The 16,992-nt window shown below is 72.7% G+C and carries 17 protein-coding genes; 11 read left to right on the top strand and 6 right to left on the bottom strand.

Going from position 1 to position 16,992, the window contains the following annotated elements; all coding sequences use genetic code 11:
• Positions 1-163: 163 nt before the first annotated feature.
• Complete coding sequence (locus tag HS109_18465; protein ID MBE7524351.1) at positions 164-961, top strand: aspartate dehydrogenase; 798 nt, start codon at positions 164-166, stop codon at positions 959-961.
• On the opposite strand, the gene HS109_18460 is transcribed toward HS109_18465, so the two are convergent.
• A complete protein-coding gene (locus HS109_18460; protein MBE7524350.1) occupies positions 910-1,893 on the bottom strand; it encodes a LysR family transcriptional regulator in 984 nt (327 codons plus the stop codon). The two genes, HS109_18465 and HS109_18460, sit on opposite strands and share 52 nt — an antisense overlap.
• 120 nt (positions 1,894-2,013) lie before the next feature.
• On the opposite strand from HS109_18460, the gene HS109_18455 reads away from it, so the two are divergent.
• The 8 genes from HS109_18455 (at position 2,014) to HS109_18420 (ending at position 11,367) form a co-directional block, all read left to right on the top strand.
• A complete protein-coding gene (locus HS109_18455; GenBank protein MBE7524349.1) occupies positions 2,014-4,215 on the top strand; it encodes a xanthine dehydrogenase family protein in 2,202 nt (733 codons plus the stop codon).
• Positions 4,216-4,217: 2 nt separating this feature from the next.
• A complete protein-coding gene (locus HS109_18450) occupies positions 4,218-5,213 on the top strand; it encodes a dihydrodipicolinate synthase family protein (protein ID MBE7524348.1) in 996 nt (331 codons plus the stop codon).
• Positions 5,214-5,384: 171 nt separating this feature from the next.
• On the top strand, positions 5,385-6,551 hold the full coding sequence (locus HS109_18445) for an ABC transporter substrate-binding protein (protein ID MBE7524347.1): 1,167 nt from the start codon (positions 5,385-5,387) through the stop codon (positions 6,549-6,551).
• Positions 6,552-6,675: 124 nt separating this feature from the next.
• Complete coding sequence (locus HS109_18440; GenBank protein MBE7524346.1) at positions 6,676-7,596, top strand: branched-chain amino acid ABC transporter permease; 921 nt, start codon at positions 6,676-6,678, stop codon at positions 7,594-7,596.
• Positions 7,593-8,597 (top strand): branched-chain amino acid ABC transporter permease, encoded by a 1,005-nt coding sequence (locus HS109_18435; GenBank protein MBE7524345.1) that lies wholly within the window; start codon positions 7,593-7,595, stop codon positions 8,595-8,597. The genes HS109_18440 and HS109_18435 overlap by 4 nt, the downstream gene beginning before the upstream one ends.
• Entirely contained in the window at positions 8,597-9,355 is a 759-nt protein-coding gene (locus HS109_18430) for an ABC transporter ATP-binding protein (GenBank protein MBE7524344.1), read from the top strand. Before HS109_18435 ends, HS109_18430 begins: the two co-directional genes overlap by 1 nt.
• Entirely contained in the window at positions 9,352-10,746 is a 1,395-nt protein-coding gene (locus tag HS109_18425) for an ATP-binding cassette domain-containing protein (GenBank protein MBE7524343.1), read from the top strand. Before HS109_18430 ends, HS109_18425 begins: the two co-directional genes overlap by 4 nt.
• A gap of 45 nt (positions 10,747-10,791) precedes the next feature.
• Positions 10,792-11,367, top strand: a complete 576-nt coding sequence (locus HS109_18420; GenBank protein MBE7524342.1) for a 3-hydroxyanthranilate 3,4-dioxygenase — start codon at positions 10,792-10,794, stop codon at positions 11,365-11,367.
• A 20-nt stretch (positions 11,368-11,387) separates the two neighbouring features.
• Here HS109_18420 and HS109_18415 read toward each other — a convergent pair whose 3' ends face one another.
• From HS109_18415 to lexA, 5 genes are all read right to left on the bottom strand, one after another.
• Positions 11,388-12,851, bottom strand: coding sequence for a DNA polymerase Y family protein (locus HS109_18415; protein MBE7524341.1), 1,464 nt, complete (start codon positions 12,849-12,851; stop codon positions 11,388-11,390).
• 31 nt (positions 12,852-12,882) lie between these two features.
• Positions 12,883-13,662 carry a translesion DNA synthesis-associated protein ImuA gene (gene imuA, locus HS109_18410; GenBank protein MBE7524340.1) on the bottom strand — a complete coding sequence of 260 codons (780 nt, stop codon included), beginning with the start codon at positions 13,660-13,662 and terminating at the stop codon, positions 12,883-12,885.
• A 147-nt stretch (positions 13,663-13,809) separates the two neighbouring features.
• Positions 13,810-14,445, bottom strand: a complete 636-nt coding sequence (locus HS109_18405; protein MBE7524339.1) for a glutathione S-transferase — start codon at positions 14,443-14,445, stop codon at positions 13,810-13,812.
• Complete coding sequence (locus tag HS109_18400; protein MBE7524338.1) at positions 14,442-14,789, bottom strand: mitomycin resistance protein; 348 nt, start codon at positions 14,787-14,789, stop codon at positions 14,442-14,444. Before HS109_18400 ends, HS109_18405 begins: the two co-directional genes overlap by 4 nt.
• 67 nt (positions 14,790-14,856) lie before the next feature.
• Positions 14,857-15,477 carry a transcriptional repressor LexA gene (lexA, locus tag HS109_18395; protein MBE7524337.1) on the bottom strand — a complete coding sequence of 207 codons (621 nt, stop codon included), beginning with the start codon at positions 15,475-15,477 and terminating at the stop codon, positions 14,857-14,859.
• 225 nt (positions 15,478-15,702) lie between these two features.
• Here lexA and HS109_18390 point away from each other — a divergent pair, with 225 nt between their 5' ends.
• Positions 15,703-16,437 (top strand): lytic transglycosylase domain-containing protein, encoded by a 735-nt coding sequence (locus HS109_18390; GenBank protein ID MBE7524336.1) that lies wholly within the window; start codon positions 15,703-15,705, stop codon positions 16,435-16,437.
• Between the two features lie 88 nt (positions 16,438-16,525).
• Positions 16,526-16,987, top strand: a complete 462-nt coding sequence (locus tag HS109_18385) for a thioesterase family protein (protein ID MBE7524335.1) — start codon at positions 16,526-16,528, stop codon at positions 16,985-16,987.
• The last annotated feature ends 5 nt before the right edge of the window (positions 16,988-16,992 follow it).

The following is a 16,992-nucleotide window of genomic DNA, read 5'->3' as shown; positions in this document are numbered from 1 at the left end:
CGAAGGCGGGTATCGCGGGGTTCCGTCGGCGTCCGTGGTCGTGCACGCGAAGCGCATGCGGTGCGCCGGGGATGCCCGATGGTACCTGCATTCGCCTTCGCTGCGGCGCCCCGCGGCGCATCGGGTATCGTGGCGGCATGGGCCGGGTCCGCGAGCACTGCCAATGAGACGCGCTCTCATCATCGGCTGCGGAGCCATCGGACGACTGGTGCTCGCGCGCCTTCGCGCTGATGCGTCGCTCCGCGTCACCCATGTGCTCGAGCGGGCGTCGCGGCGCGATGCGTTGCAGCGCTCGCTCGGCGATGCGGTCCGGGTGATCTCGGAATTGGACGAACTCGACGCGCCTCCCGACTGCGCGCTCGAATGCGCCGGGCACGCGGCGGTCCGCGAGGTCGTCGTGCCGCTGCTCGAGCGCGGCGTGAACGTGGCCATGGTGTCCGTCGGTGCGCTCGCGGAGGACGCTCTCGCCTCGCGCCTGGAGGCGGCGGCAACCGCGGGCCGGTCGCAGCTCACGCTGGCGGCGGGCGCGATCGGCGGCATCGACGCGATCGCCTCCGCGCGGCTCGCCGGCCTCGACGACGTGGTCTACACCGGGCGCAAGCCGCCGCTCGCCTGGCGCGGTACGCCGGCGGAGCAGGCGTTCGACCTCGCGGCGCTGGGAGCGGCGACGGTGGTCTTCGAGGGCAGCGCGCGGAAAGCGGCGGAGCGCTACCCGAAGAACGCGAACGTGGCGGCGACGGTGGCGCTCGCGGGCCTGGGCCTCGATCGCACGCAGGTGCGGCTGGTCGCCGACCCGGGCATCGAGCGCAACCTGCACCACGTCGTCGCGCGCGGCGCCTTCGGCGACCTGGAGGTGTCGATGGCCGGGCTGCCGCTGCCCGACAACGCGAAGACCTCGTCGCTCGCCGCCTATTCCGCGCTGCGCGCGCTCTCCAACTTCGGAGCCGCCGTGCGGTTCTGACGCGTGCTTCGCGCCGCCTTCCCCGACGCGGCACCCAGGTGATCGGTCAGGTAATCGACGAACGCACGCGCGCCGGGCGAGAGCGTGCGTCCGGCCCGGGTCACCAGCGTCGACGGGTGCGCCACGGCCGGATCGACGAGCGGCCGCCAGCAGACTGAACCGCTGCGCGCGAGCGCGGCGGCACGCTCGGGCAGGATCGCGACACCGAGCCCGGCCTCCACCAGCGCGACGGCGGTGCCCATGTAGCCGACTTCGAAGCGGGGCCGCTCGACGGCGACGCCCGCCGCCGCGAAGGCGTTGTCCACCAGCGGTCGGAACGCGCTCGACGGCGACATCGAGATGCGGGGGGCGAGGGCGAGCTCGCGCCAGGCGAGCCGGCGTTTCGCCGCCAGCGGAGAGGCCGCGGGCATCACGACACCGAGACGGTGCTCGAACAGCGTGACGAACGCGACGTCGGGAATCGACCGCTGGAAGGTGCCGATGCCGAGTTCCGCCGCGCCGTTGCGCACCTCCTCGAGGATGCCGTCGGTGAGGATGTCGTGCAGCTGCACGCGGACGAACGGGTGCAGCGCGGCGAACCCGGCGATCGCCCCGGGCAGGAACGTCGACGACGACATCGGCGACGCGGCGATCGAGACGAGCCCGCGACGCTTGTGGACGAGGTCGTGGGTGTCGGCCACGGCGTGGGCGACGTCGGCCAGGATGCGCTCGGCGCGAGCGAGGAACTCCTCGCCGCCGCGCGTCAACCCGACGCTTCGCGTCGTGCGGTCGAGAAGAACGAGACCCAGGCGCTCCTCGAGTTCCTTCACCAGCGCGCTCGTCGCCGACTGCGTCAGGTGGAGCGCCGCGGCCGCGCGCGTGAAACTCGCCTGACGGGCCACCAGGACGAACGCCTGCATCTGGCGCAGCGTGACCGTGGGCGGGGCATTCATCACAATAAGTGTTGAATTGAGAAAATGATTGCGTTTGCATTGTAAACCCCTCGCGCCTGTAATGGCAGGCGGGGCCCGGAGGCGGGGATCGGAGCGTGACGCGTGCGACAAGCTGCGGGGATGGCCGGCGTGCCGCTCGGTGAGCGGGAAGTCGCGGTGACGCCATCGCGCGACGGCATCGGCGCGCCGCTGCGGCGGGTCGAGGACGACGCGCTGTTGCGCGGCGCGGGCCGATTCGTCAGCGATCTCGCGCCCACCGGATGCCTGCATGCCGCATTCGTGCGGAGCCCCTGGGCGCGCGCGCGCCTGCGCTCGGTCGACACCTCGGCGGCCGAGCGGATGCCGGGCGTGCGGCTGGTGCTGACCGGCGCGAAGCTCGCGCAGCTGCCTCCGCTGCCGGTCAACCCGGTCATCGACGGCATCCGTCCGTTCGCGGTGCCGATCCTCGCGGTCGACCGCGTGAACCACGTCGGCGCCCCGGTGGCCCTCGTCGTCGCCGACGACGCCACGCTCGCCCGCGACGCCGCCGAAGCGGTCGCACTCGACTTCGAACCGCTCGATCCGGTGATCGACGTCGCGCATGCCCGCGATGGCGACGCGCTCCTCGCCGGTTGGCCCGACAACCTGGCGTTCGAGCGCCGCTGGGCGAGCGGCGACTTCGCGGCGGCGACTTCCTCGGGGGCGTGCACGGTCGAGGTGACGATCGCCTGTCCGCGCGTGGCGCCGCTCGCGCTCGAGCCGCGGGCGTTCGTCGCCGACGGCACGGGCGGCCGTCTCACCGTGTGGCTCCAGTGCCAGTCGCCGCACCGCGCGCGCGACCACCTCTCGGCCATCCTCCGCATTCCGAAGGAATCGGTGCGGACCATCGCACCGGACGTGGGCGGGGCGTTCGGCGGCCGCGCGTCCCTCTACCCCGAGGACGTGGCCGTCGCGCACGCGGCGCTCGCTCTCGCGCGGCCGGTGCGCTGGGTCGCCCTGCGCAACGAGGACATGATCGCCGCCTCGCACGGGCGCGGCGGTGTGCTTCGCGCGAGCGCGACGTTCGACGCGGACGGCCGGCTGCGCGCCCTCTCCGCCGAACTGGACTTCGCGCTCGGGAGCTGGGCCACGTTCAGCGCCGCCGTCCCGGCGATGAACGCCGGGCGTATCCTGCCCGGTCCCTACCGCGTCGACGCGGTGGACATCGTCGCGCGCGGCTACGTGACCAACACCGCGCCGGTCGGCATCTACCGGGGCGCGGGCCGCCCGGAAGCCGCGCTCGTCATGGAACGGCTGATGGACGCGGCTGGGCGTGAGCTCGCGCTCGACCCCGCCGAGATCCGCAGGCGCAACCTCATTTCCCGCGACGCGATGCCGTACCGCACGCCGACCGGCCAGGCGATCGATTCGGGCCGCTACGCGGATCTGCTCGCGTCCGCCCTCGAACGCGCGGACTACCACGGACTGCGCGAAGAGCAGCGACGGCGACGCGCGTCGGGCGAGATCGTCGGCGTCGGTCTCAACGTCTACGTCGAGCCCTGCGGCAGCGGTTTCGAGAGCGCGCGGGTCACCCTGCTGCCCGACGGACGCTTCCTCGTGGCGAGCGGCAGCAGCGCGCAGGGCCAGGGGCACCGTACCTCGTACGCGCAGGTGGCGTCAAGCGTCCTCGACGTGCCGGTCGACCGCATCGTGGTCGTCGAAGGCGACAGCGACACTTCGCCAGCGGGCATCGGCGCGGTGGCGAGCCGCAGCATGGCGATCGGCGGCAGTGCGGTGAAGCTCGCAGCCGAACGACTGAAGGCGAAGCTCGCGGAGCGCGCGTCCGCCGCCGGCGAGGCCGCGATCGGCGAAGCGATCTACACGGCGCCGGCGGAAGCGTGGAGCGCGGGCTGCTGCATCGCCGCGATGGCGATCGACCGCGACACCGGTGTGCCGACGCTGGAGCGGGTCGTGTGGGTCGACGACGCCGGCGTGGTCGTCAACCCGCTGCTCGCCGAAGGCCAGCTCGCCGGTGGCTTCGCGCAGGGCCTCGGCACCGCGCTGATGGAACGCATCCACTACGATGCGGACGGGCAGATCACGACCGGAACGCTGCTCGACTACGCGCTGCCGCGCGCCCGCGACGTGCCTCCGCTCGTGCTCGAGAGCCTGTCCAGCGCCACCGCGGCCAACGCGCTGGGCGCCAAGGGCATCGGCGAGTCCGGGTGCATCGCCGCGCCGGCGGCGATCCTCGGCGCGGCGCTCGATGCGCTCGCGCCGCATGGCGTGACCGACCTCTCCTTCCCGCTGACCAGCGAGGCGCTCTGGCGGGCACTCCATCCCGATTGCGAGGAACCGGCATGACGATGAACTACGCACGCGCGGACGCGAAGGCCTGGGCGCAGCAGCACCTGCGCGGCGTCTGGGCCGCGGTGCCGACGCCGTTTCGGGCCGACCTCGGCCTCGACGAGGCCGGCTGGCGGAAGAACCTGCGCCATTGGATCGTGGACCTCGAACTCGGCGGGTTCTTCGTCGGCGGCAAGCAGGGCGAGTTCTTCTCGATGTCGGTCGCCGAGCGCAAGCGCATCTTCGACATCGCGGTGGAGGAGACCGCGGCGCACGGCCATCGCAGCGGCACGATCCTGTCGTGCTCGGACCAGAACCTCGACACGGTGATCGACCTCGCCCGCCACGCGGAGGCGATCGGCGCCGATTACATCGTCGTGCACGCGCCGGTGCTGCACTTCGGCAAGGACGTCGACAGCACGGTCTACGAGTACTACCGCCACGTCGCGAGCCAGGTCGGCATCGGGATCGCGATGTGGAGCCACGAGGATTCGGGCTACCTGATGAGCCCGGAGCTCTGCGCGCGCATCGCGCGCGACATCCCGAACATCGTGGCGATCAAGTACAGCGTGCCGCGCGAGATGTACGCGCGGTTGACGCGGATGACGCGCGGCACGCTCATCGTCAGCACCTCGTCGGAAGCGGAGTGGCTGGACAACATCGTCGAGCTCGAATGGCAGGTCTACCTGTGCTCGATCCCGCCGATCCTGTTCCAGACGAAGGACGACCGGCGCATCAACGACTACACGCGGCTCGCGATGGCGGGCCGCATCGACGAGGCGCGCCGGGTTCGCGACAGCCTCGCGCCGGTGCGCGAATCGCTGCGCCGCGCGCTCCCGCCGGGCACCCCGCAAGCCTGCCAGAAGTACTGGCAGGAACTCCTCGGGCAGGTGGGCGGGCCGGTGCGCCGACCGCTCTTGCCGCTCACCGAGGACGACCGCGCGCGGGTGCGCGACGCCTTCGAGTCGAGCGGCCTCGCGGCGCCGGCGGCGCGTGACGCACGGGTGGCCGGATGATTCGGCGAGGAACGAGAATCAGGGTATCGACGGCGCCTCGCGGCCGCGTCGATGCGCTACAGTGGCACCGCCCGCGACCCGTGGAGCCGATCGCGTGCGCGGCATGAGATTCACGCACCCGGCGGACCGCATCCCCGCGCAAGACTTCCACCACGACAGGAGGCATCGAGCATGACCTTCACCCGTTCGCGCGTCCTCGCGCTCGCGTTTTCGGCCGTCGTCGCCGGCGTCGCGCACGCCGACGTCAAGATCGGCTTCCTCGGCACCTTCTCCGGCCCCGCCGCGGCGCTCGGGCAGGACCAGTACGACGGCTTCATGCTCGCGGTCGCGGAGAAGGGCGGCAAGCTCGGCGGCGTCGCCGTCGACATCGTCAAGGAGGACGACCAGCTCAAGCCCGATCTCGGCGTCCAGCTCATGGGCAAGCTCCTCGAGAAGGACAAGGTCGACATCGTCACCGGCGTCACGTTCTCGAACGTGATGATGGCGGTCGCGAAGCCGCTCGCCGCGTCCGACGTGCTCTTCGTCGGCTCCAACGCCGGGCCGGCGCCGCTCGCCGGCAAGCAGTGCAGCGCGAACTTCTTCTTCACTTCGTTCCAGAACGACAACCAGGCCGAAGTGCTGGGCAAGTTCGCGAACGACCGCGGGTTCAAGAAGATGATGCTGCTCGCCCCGAACTACCAGTCGGGCCGCGACCAGGTGGCGGGCTTCAAGCGCTACTTCAAGGGCGCCGTCGCCGCGGAGGTCTACACCCAGTTGAACCAGCCCGACTACTCCGCCGAGATCGCGCAGATCCAGGCGGCGCAGCCGGATGCGATCTTCGTGTTCTTCCCCGGCGGCATGGGCGTCAACTTCGTCAAGCAGATGAACCAGGCGGGGATGCTGCACAAGGTGCCGGTGCTCTCGGTGAGCACGGTCGACGGCACGACGCTGCCGGCGGTCAAGGACGCGGCGCTGGGCGTGCTGGCAGGCGCTCCGTGGGGACCGGACCTCGACAACCCGGCCAACAAGGCCTTCGTCGCCGCGTTCGAGCGGAAGCACCACCGCATCCCGTCGCAGTATGCGGCGCAGGGCTACAACGCCGCGCTGGCGATCGACGCCGCGCTCGCGAAGACGCGGGGGTCGACCGCCGACAAGGCGGCGCTGCGCAGTGCGATGCGCGCGGCCGACTTCCGCGCGGTGGTCGGGGGCTTCAAGTTCAGCACCAACGGCTTCCCGATCCAGGATCTGCACGTGTTCGAGGTCGCGAAGGACACGCAGGGACGCGTGTCGCTCAAACGGATCGCCACGCCGCTGCCGGCGCTGCACGACGCCTACGCGGCGGAATGTCCGTTGAAGTGACGATGGGTCGCGGCACGGCGCCCGGCGGACGCCGTGCCCGCGGCCGACGGGGGCGTGGCGCGATCCGCGCGCCGCGCCCCGGCGAAATCCTCCCTGCCCGCCGCCCGGCGCCGAGGTTCGTTCCGTGACTCCGGAGTTCCTGCTCACGCAACTCCTGAACGGGATCCAGTTCGGAGTGCTGCTGTTCCTGATGGCCGCCGGGCTGACGCTCGTGTTCGGCATCATGAGCTTCGTCAACCTCGCGCACGGGTCGCTCTACATGGCCGGCGCCTACGTCGCGGCGCTGACGGCCGCGCGCACCGGATCGTTCACGCTCGCGCTCGTCGCCGCGGTCGCCGGGTTGTTCGTGCTGGGGCTCCTGCTCGACCGGCTGGGATTCGCGGCGCTGCATCGGCGCGACCACCTCGACCAGGTGCTCGCGACCTTCGGCGTCGTGCTGTTCGCCAACGAGGCGGTGCGCATGCTGTTCGGGAACGCGCCGCTGTACATGGATGCGCCCGCCGCGCTCGCGCAGCCGGTGGTCATCGCCGGATTCAACTACCCGGCGTACCGGGGTTCCATCATCGTCGCGGGCCTGGCCGTGGCGATCGGCCTGCATGTCCTGATCGAGCGCACGCGCCTCGGCATGCTGATCCGGGCCGGCGCGAGCAACCGCAGGATGGTTTCCGCGCTGGGCGTCAACGTCGGCTGGCTCGCGCGTCTGGTCTTCGCGCTCGGCGCGGCGCTCGCCGGCCTCGCGGGCGCGATGGTGGGCCCGATCCTGTCGATCCAGCCGGGCATGGGCGAACCGGTGCTGATTCTCACGCTGGTGGTCATCGTGGTCGGCGGCATCGGTTCGATCCGCGGCGCGCTGTTCGGCGCGCTCGTCGTCGGCATCGTCGACACGCTGGGCCGCGGCGTGCTGCCCGGCCTGCTGCATCTCGTCCTGTCGCCGGCGCTCGCGTCCGCAGCGGGTCCGGCACTCGCGTCCGTCGGCGTCTACCTGCTGATGGCGGCGGTGCTGGCGTTCAAGCCCGACGGCCTGTTTCCGGTGCGACACGCGTGAATCCCGACGACCCCTCGTCGCCCGCATCCGGGCCGGCCGCCGCTCCACGACCGTCGCACTGGCCCGCCATCGCGACGGCGCTGCTCCTCGTCGCCGGACTCTCCGTGCCGCTGTATGCGACGGCGACCGGCGACACCTATCTCGTCACGCTGGCGAGCCGCATCCTCGTCTACGCGCTCGCCGCGCTCGGGCTCAACATCGCGCTCGGATTCGGCGGCATGGTGAGCTTCGGCCACTCGATGTACATCGGGCTCGGTGCCTACGCGGTACTGATCCTTTCCGGCAGCGGCGTCACCGAAGGCTGGCAGCAGCTCGCGGTCATCGCGGTGACGGTCGGCATCGTCGCGGCGATCGTCGGCGTCATCTCGCTGCGCACCCAGGGCATCGCGTTCATCATGATCACGCTCGCGTTCGCCCAGCTCTTCTTCTTCCTGTTCGTGAGCCTCAAGGTCTACGGCGGCGACGAGGGCATGTCGCTCGCGGCGCCGAGCGGTTTCGGCGGGCTGACCGGCTCCCGCCTCGGACTCTACTTCGCGCTCCTCGCGACGCTCGCGGCGGCGGTGTTCGGATCGCATCGACTCGTGCGTTCGCGTTTCGGACTGGTGCTGCGCGCCACCCGCATCAACGAGCGCCGCGTGCGCACGCTCGGCATCGCGACGCTGCCCTACCGGCTGGCGGCCTACGTGCTCTCCGCGCTGCTGTGCGCGCTGGCGGGCTTCTTCCTCGCCAACCTCACCGGCTTCGTTTCCCCCGCCTACCTGGCGTGGACCGTGTCCGGCGAGTTGATCGTGATGGTCGTGCTGGGCGGGGCGGGCACGGTGGTCGGTCCGGTCGCCGGCGCGATCGGACTGCTCGTGCTGGAGGAGGCACTGAAGTCGCTGACCGAGCACTGGATGGCGATCCTGGGGCCGCTGATCGTGGCGATGGTGCTGCTGCTGCGGCGCGGCCTGTGGAGCCTGCTGCCCGGCGGCGTGGACGACGACGCGAAGCGGGGGACGTGATGGCCGCGCCGCTCCTCGCCGTGCACGGCCTCGTCAAGCGATTCGGCGGACTGCTCGTGACCGACCATGTCGATCTCTCGCTCGCGGCGGGCGAGGTGCACGCGATCATCGGCCCCAACGGCGCGGGCAAGACCACGCTCATCAACCTGATCGCCGGCGAATGGCCGTGCGACGAGGGGCGCATCGAGTTCGGCGGGCGCGACGTGACCGCCTGGCCGGTGCATGCGCGGGCGCGCGCCGGACTCGGACGTTCCTTCCAGATTACCTCGATCATCCCGGAGTTCTCGGTGCTCGAGAACGTGCTCCTGGCGACGCAGGCGGTGCAGGGACACAGCTTCCGCTTCTGGCAGAGCGCCACGTCCGTGCGCTCGCTGCTGGAACCCGCGGAGCAGTGCCTCGCGCTCGTGGGACTGCTGCCGCAGCGCGACCGTGCCGCGGGACTGCTCGCCTACGGGCAGCAGCGCCAGCTCGAACTCGCGATGACGCTCGCGATCGAACCCTCGGTGCTCCTGCTCGACGAGCCGATGGCGGGGCTCGGTCCGGCGGAGACGCAATCGCTGATCGGCGTACTGCAGGAGATCCGGTCCCGCTACGCGATCCTCCTGGTCGAGCACGACATGCACGCGGTGTTCGCGCTCGCGGACCTCTGCAGCGTGCTGGTCTACGGCAAGGTGGTGTTCCGGGGCAGCCCGGACCAGGTGCGACGGAGCACCGTCGTGCGCGAGGCGTACCTCGGTGACGAGGAGATTCCGGCGTGAGCGCGCGGACGCCGCTCCTCGAGGTGTCGGCGATCGACGCCGGCTACGGCAAGAGCCAGGTCCTGTTCGGCATGTCGCTCGCCGTCGACGCCGGTTCGTGCACTTCGCTCCTCGGTCGCAACGGCATGGGCAAGTCGACCACGATCCATGCGCTGATGGGTCTCATCCGGCCCGCACGCGGCGAGGTGCGCTGGCGCGGGAAGCCGGTGGCAGGCCGGCCGCCGCACGCGATCGCGCGGCTGGGCATGGGGCTCGTTCCGGAGGGACGCCAGGTGTTCCCGAACCTGACGGTGCGCGAGAACCTGGTCGCGACCGCGTCGCTGCGCGGGACGACCCGGCCGCCGTGGACGCTCGAGCGCGTCTACGCGATGTTCCCGCGGCTCGCCGAGCGCAGCCGCAACTTCGGCAACCAGCTCTCGGGCGGCGAGCAGCAGATGCTCGCGATCGGTCGCGCGCTCATGACCAACCCGGAGCTCCTGATCCTCGATGAAGCGACCGAGGGGCTCGCGCCGCTGATCCGCCAGCAGATCTGGACCGCGCTCGCCGCGATCAAGGCCGAGGGCGTCGCGATCCTGCTGGTGGACAAGAACCTCGTGCCGCTGCTCGGGCTGGCGGACCGTCACTACGTGGTCGAGAAAGGGCGGGTGGTGTGGAACGGCAGTTCCGATGACCTCCGCGCGGACGCCACGGTGCTGCAACGCTACCTGTCGGTCGACGGCCCCGGGGAGCGCACCGGCGCCGCCGCGCCCGCCGTCCCGGCATCCGCGCGTGGCGATGCCACGGCGCCCCGGGGCGCGGTGACGGGCGACACCACCCTCCTCGAATCGCTCTACGCCGAGCACCGCTCGATCACGGCCGTGCTCGATACCGTCTCCGCGCTCGTGCGGAGCGCGGCGGAGGAGGGCGCGCCGTTCGAAGCGGCCTCGTTCCACGCGATGCTGCACTACCTCGAGATCTTCCCCGAGCGCCATCACCATCCGAAGGAGGAGGAGTTCCTCTTCCCCGCGATCCGCGCGCGCACCGCCGAGGCGAACGACGTGCTCGATCGCCTGCAGCGGCAGCACGGGGCGGGCGAGGAGGCGTTGCACGTGCTGCAGCAGAAGCTCGTCCGCGCCGAGCACGGCGGTGCCGCCGACCTGGCGTCGTTCGCCGAGGCGGCGCGCACGTTCGTCGAGCGCTATCGTGCGCATCTCGCCATCGAGGAGTCCGAACTGATGCCGATCGCGCGCCGCGCGCTCTCGCGCGTCGAGTGGGCGGAGATCGAGCGGCAGTTCCGCCGGCGCCCCGATCCGCTCGGCGACGCGGCGGTCGAGCCCGACATGCGAGCGCTGCTGCAGCGGATCACCTCGCTCGCCCCCGCGCCGCTCGGATTCGGCGGCCTGCCGCGTTGAACCGGATCCGCGCATTCGAACCCTGATCTCCGGGAGACACGACCCATGACGAAGCTCGACCTCCGGTTCGGCCGGCCGCTCAACTTCCAGCGCTGGATCGACGACCACGCGCACCTCCTGAAGCCGCCGGTCGGCAACCAGCAGGTGTGGCGGGACGCCGACTTCATCGTGACCGTGGTGGGCGGGCCGAACCAGCGCACCGACTTCCACGACGATCCGGCCGAGGAGTTCTTCCACCAGTTCAAGGGCAACGCGCACCTGATCCTCTGGGACCGCGGCCGCTACGAGAAGGTGGACCTGCACGAGGGCGACATCTTCCTGCTGCCCGCGCACGTGCTGCATTCGCCGCAGCGGCCCGAGCCGGACAGCCGCTGCCTCGTCATCGAGATGCAGCGCCCCGCGGGCGAGAAGGACGGCTTCCTGTGGGGTTGCGCTGCCTGCGGCGAGACGATCGTGCGCCACGACGTGCTGCTGCAGAGCATCGTCGACGACCTGCCGCCGCTCTACGAGCGGTTCTACGCGAGCAGCGAGGCGGAGCGGCGATGCCGCAACTGCGGCGAGGTCCATCCGGGCCGCGACTACCGCGCGTGGCACCGCAGGCGGGAGGCGGCGGGGGCCTGAACATCGCCCTAGGTGCGCTGTCACGCGAACCATCCGTGCAGCCACCAGTCGCCGTCGTCGGCGCCGCGGCGATGGTCGCGGAAGATCCACGCGCGCGCGCCCTGCGGCGTCTGCGCGACGTAGTAGTCGCGGCGCACGTCGTCGCCGTCCCACCAGCCCGACTCGATGCGCTCGGGACCGTCGTGGAGCGCCCAGGGCGCCGCCGCGAGCGCGTCGCCGATCGACATCGGATCAGCGAGGAGCCAGAGCGGACGCGGCGCGTCGGGAAGCGACGCCGGCGTGCCGGGCGCGGCTTCGGCCGCCTCGGACTGCGCGCGCTCGGGCCGGTGCTCGGCGTGCGTCGCGTAGCCGACGACCGCGCCGTCGCCGAGCCGCGCGCGCAGCCGGTCGACGAGCGGTACGAGCGGAGTGTCGGCGCCATCGCCGGGCAGGAGCCCTAGCGGCCGGCTCGCGAGCGGCGCGGTCGCGCGCGTCGCGAGCGCGAGCGCGTCGACCGGCGCCGGCAGCACGACGCGCGCGAGCCGCTCGTTCATCACCGCCGACAGGTGGCCCAGGGCGCGCGCCGGCGCGGCGAAGCGCAGATCGAGCGTCGTCGCGGGACGACCGGTGCGCGCGCGCTGCCAGGGCTCGTGGGCGAGCGCGAGTTCGGCGTCGAGCACGCCCAGGCCGCGCGCGAGGAGCCACGCGGCGAGGTCCTGCGCGAGGCGGTGCGCGGCGAAGCCGAGCGCGGCGGCGTCGTGCGCGGGCGCGGGCAGCGCGAGCTTTCCGGCGAACGACGGTGGCGGCGCGTAGGGCATGCGCGGGTCGGGGACGCGCGCGTGGGCGCGGTCGAGCGCGTCGACGAGCGCGGCGCCGAAGCGGCGCGCGAGGCCGTCGCGCGGCAGCGCCTGTGCCGCGCCGATCGTGCGCACGCCGGCGGCGGCGAGCGTGTCGAGCGAGCGCGGATCGAGGTCGAGCGCGGCGAGCGGGGCGTCGGCGAGCGCGGCGGGCAGGGCGCCGGGCGTCAGCACGGGGCTGTGCCGGCGCGTGCGCGCGAGCACGAGCGCGGCGAGCGGCGTCGGCGCGGCCGCGACGAGCGGCGCGTGACCCAGCGCCTCGATGCCGCGCGTCATCGCGGCGAGCAGGGGATCGAGGCCGCCGAAGAGCTTCAGGCTCCCGCCGATCTCCGCGAGTACCGCGCGCGGCGGCGCGAGGCTCGCCGTCGAGGTGAACGAGAGCGCGAAGGTCGCGACCGCCTCGAGCGCGCGCGCTTCCGCCGCGGGATCGCGGTCGCGCAGCGCGAGGTCGGGCGCGAGCGCGAGCGCGGCGGCGACCGGCGCTCCCCGCTTGACGCCGCGTTCGCGCGCGGCCGCGTTCGCCGCGACGACCTGCGGGCGCGAGCCGCCGCTCCCCACCGCGAAGGGCCGCCCCGCGGCGTCGGCGTCGAAGCCGCGCGCGTAGACCTCGAGCGGCAGGTCGGGAAAAAGAAGGCAGCCCCAGAGCATGGGTCGGCCGAGGGTGCGGGAAGGTCCCGCGCTACGACGCCGCCTGCCGCGCGTGCCGCATCGACGTCGTGCGAACGGCTTCGTGCGCGGCGACCGTGCGCGGGTCGGGCCGGCACGGCGGCGAGGGCAGCGGACGGGCGCGCACGACGATGCCCGGCGCGGCGACGCTGCGCGCCTCGAGGTCGAGGACGACCGGACGGGCGAGCGTGCCGCCGCGGCGTTTGAGCACGTGCACCGCGAGGCGCCCGCTGCGCTCGTCCGGCGCGAGGCCTAGGCGGAGCGGGGCGGACGCGGCGCCGCCGCGCTCGCCGGGACGGCGCCACAGCACGCCGAACGTGCGGCCGTCGCGCGCGGCGACCTGCAGCCGGCGCAGCACGCGCTCGTCGCGCGTCGACAGCCACGCGAAGGCCGCGCCGCACTCGGGCGCGCGCAGCGCCTGCTCGCAGGCCCACAGCGCTTCCTCGGGGCGCGCGCAGCGCACGACGTGGAAGCGCGTGAGGTCGATGCCCGCGGCGGCGAGCGCGGGTGCGCAGGGGCGGTACGGCGGCGCGATCCACACGAGATCGCGCCGCGCGCGCTGCAGCGACGCGAGCGCGGGCAGCGTCAGCGCGATCTCGCCGATGCCCTCGCGCGCGAGCAGCACTTCGGCGAGTCCCGCTCCCGGCCAGCCGCCGCCCGGCAGCACCGCGTCGAGCGGCGGGAAGCCGGTCGGCAGCGAGGCCGGCTCCGGCGCGCAGTCGCCGCCGCGCCAGATCGCCGGGTGGGCGAGGCGCGCGGCCAGCCGCGCGGCGGCGGAGGAAGCATCCGGCATCGGGAGCAGGCTCCTGCCCGGGGGTCCCGGCGCGTGCCGGACACCCGCGGGGTCACTGACCCATCGCCGCGAGACGCCGCGCGATCTCCTCGCCGGAGACGTCCTCGACGTGCGTGGCGATCGTCCAGTATTGAACGTCGAACGTCATCACGGCCAGTGCCGCGCGAACACCTCCGCGACGACCGGGTGCGCCTCGACGCGCGCGAGCGCGATGTGGAACGCGCTCCGCTGCTCCGCGAGGTGCTTGCGGGCGCCGGACCATTTCGAGACGACGGTGGCGAGGAGTTCGAGCGCGCCGGGCGTTTCGCGCGAGGCGAATTCCGCGCCGAACAGGTCGGCGAACGTCGACCAGGCCGCGTGGAGCCGCGCCCGCGCGCCGGCGCGCACGCGCTCGTGGGTCGCGGCATCGTCGGCGGGCAGCGTCCATCGTTCGGGATAGTCGATCACGCCGATCGCCGCGTAGCAGTTCGCGGCGACGTAGACGAGTCCGCGCAGCGCCCGAGCGCGGGCGGACGCCTGCTGCGGCAGGAGCCCGCTCTCCGGATGGGCGAGCCCGAGGTGGATCAGGATCGCGGCGCTCTCCGAGATCACCGTGCCGTCGGCCTGCACGAGCGTCGGAACCTGGCCCAGCGGGTTGACCGCCAGGAGATCGTCGTAGGCCGGGGTGCGATCCCAGGTCGCGGTCTCGACGAGCCGGAAGGGCAGTTTCGCGAGCGCGAGTGCCGCCTCGATCGCGGCGGATCCGGAGCCCTTGCTGCCGTAGAGGAGGGGGGTCGGCGTCATGTGCGGTGAGGTGTCGCGGGCGGGGTGTCAGGCGCGTGCCTGGCAGCGGGGAGCGCGCCGGGGAGCACGCGCTTGCGTTCGGCGGTGTAGTGCCACCAGGGCTTCGCGGGGCCGCCGTCGACGTAGCGCACGACGGCGATGAACGTGTCGAGCATGCACGGGTCGACGCGCGCGCGCGTCGCGCGGCACAGGTCGTGGTAGAGCATGTACGGATCGCGGCCGCGGATCTCGTCGGGCGTTCCGATGCCGAGGCGGCGGAAGTCGGCGGCGACCGCGCGGCCGACGTTCGGCAGGTCCTCGAGGCGCGGCGGCAGCGCGCGGGCGGCGGGGCGTTTCGCGGGCATGAGGATCCCGGGGTGTCCTGTTTCTGTAGAAATAGAACGCCGTGACAATTTCTGGAGAAACGGCCGCTCAGAACCCGCGTCCGGCGCGCACGAGCCCGACGCCGACGCCCTCGATCGAGAACGGCGCGGCCGCGAGGTCGACCGTGATCGGCACGAACGCCGCGTTCTCCGGCATGAGCACGACTTCCCGCCCGCGGCGCTTCAGGCGCTTGACGGTGACCTCGTCACCGAGGCGCGCGACGACGATCTGGCCGGAGCGCGCCTCCGCGGTCTTGTGGACCGCGAGGAGGTCGCCGTCGAGGATGCCCGCGTCCTGCATGGAGGCGCCGCGCACGCGCAGCAGGAAGTCGGCCGCGGGCGAGAACAGCGCGGGGTCGACGCGGTAGCGGCCCTCGATGTGCTCGGCCGCGAGGATCGGGTGGCCGGCGGCGACGCGGCCCACGAGCGGCAGCGTGCCCTGCACCGGCATCCCCGGAAAATCGCGCAGCCTCAAGCCGCGCGATGCTCCGGGCTTCAGTTCGATCGCGCCCTTCTTCGCGAGCGCCTGCAGGTGGTCCTCCGCCGAACTCGCGGTCGAGAAGCCCAGCCCCGCGGCGATCTCCGCGCGCGTGGGCGGCATGCCGGCCGTCTCGATGTGGGTGCGGATCCAGTCGAGGATCTGCTGCTGCCGCGCGGTGAGGCGCGGCAGTTCGGGCGCGGCGTCGCCGGCGAGGTGCGCGAACGGACGGCGGGCAGCGGGGCGGGGGAAGGGCATCGAAAAGCCGTATGGATATCCGGTTACCGTAAGTATAGACGGTGCCAGGCGCCCGTCAACCCCCGGCCCCGCCCGATTGCGTCGGGGTCGCGCGCCCGGCAAGAATCCGGTGCGATGCGATGCCCGTCCCGACCCGCGACGAGTCGATCGACGCCGCCGGTGCGCCGATGGCGGGCCGCGCTCGCCCTCGCGGCGCTCGCCTGCGCCGCGAACGCTTGTGCCGACCTGTGGGGCTACGTCGACGAGAGCGGCCAGGCGCATTTCGCGACCGAGCAACGCGATCCGCGTTACCGACTCTTCTTCAAGGGGCGCTCGAGCCTCGATCCGGTGCCGGCCCCGCCGCCCGGGTCTGCGCCCGCCGATCGCCTCGTCGGCGAGCCGCTGTGGCAGCGCGTCCACGGCCACCCGAACGTCGCACGCTTCGAGACGCTCGTGGCGCAAAGCGCGCGCGCGAACGGGCTCGACGCGGCGCTCGTGAAGGCGGTGATCGCGGTCGAGTCCGGCTACGATCCCGCCGTCGTGTCGGCGAAGGGCGCGGTCGGCCTGATGCAGGTGCTGCCCGACACCGGCGAGCGCTACGGCGTGACCGGCGACGCGACGCGCACGGTCGCCGACAAGCTCGGCGAGCCGGCGATCAACCTGCGCGTCGGCACGCGCTACCTGAAGGAACTCCTCGCGCGCTATGCCGGGGACCTCGAACGCGCGCTCGCCGCGTACAACGCGGGCGAAGGGATCGTCGACCGCTACGGCGGCATCCCGCCGTATCCCGAGACGCGGGAGTTCGTGCGCCTCGTGCTCCTGTTCCGCGATGCGTGGTTGCCGCCGCCTCCGCCACCGCCCGTTCCGTCGAAGCCGTCGCGGGTGACGATCGTCGCGCCCGGCGTGAAACGCTGACGCCCGCCCCGTCCCGAGGCAACCGGCGCGGCGGCGCCGGCGACGTGGCTCCGGTATGCTCGCGCGATCGCGTCATCGGGAGCCGCACGTGAAGGACACGCTGAAGGCCGGGCTCGGGCACGAACTGCGCTTCGTCGCGACCGAATCCAAGATGGTGCCGGCGCTCTATCCGGAGTCGGAGGACTTCCGGGCGATGCCGTCGGTGCTCGCGACCGGCTATCTCGTCGGCTTCCTCGAATGGTGCGCGCTGCTCCTCGCGAAGCCGCACCTCGATTGGCCGCGCGAGCAGACCGTCGGCACGCACGTGAACGTGAGCCACGAGGCGGCGACGCCGCCCGGCCTCGTGCTGACCGCGCGCGCGAAGCTCGTGCGCGTCGAGGGCCGGAAACTGTCGTTCGAAGTCGAGGCCGACGACGGCATCGACCTCATCGCGCGCGGCACGCACGAGCGCGTCGTGATCCTGCGCGAGCGGTTCGACGCGAGGGTCGCGGAGAAGGCGCGCAGGGGTCAGTTGACAGTTGACAGTTGGCAGTTGACAGTTGACAGTTGACAGTG

The sequence above is a fragment of the Burkholderiales bacterium genome, assembly GCA_015075645.1.
Taxonomy (GTDB): Bacteria; Pseudomonadota; Gammaproteobacteria; order Burkholderiales; family Casimicrobiaceae; genus VBCG01.
This window is presented reverse-complemented; position numbering and strand designations above follow the sequence as displayed.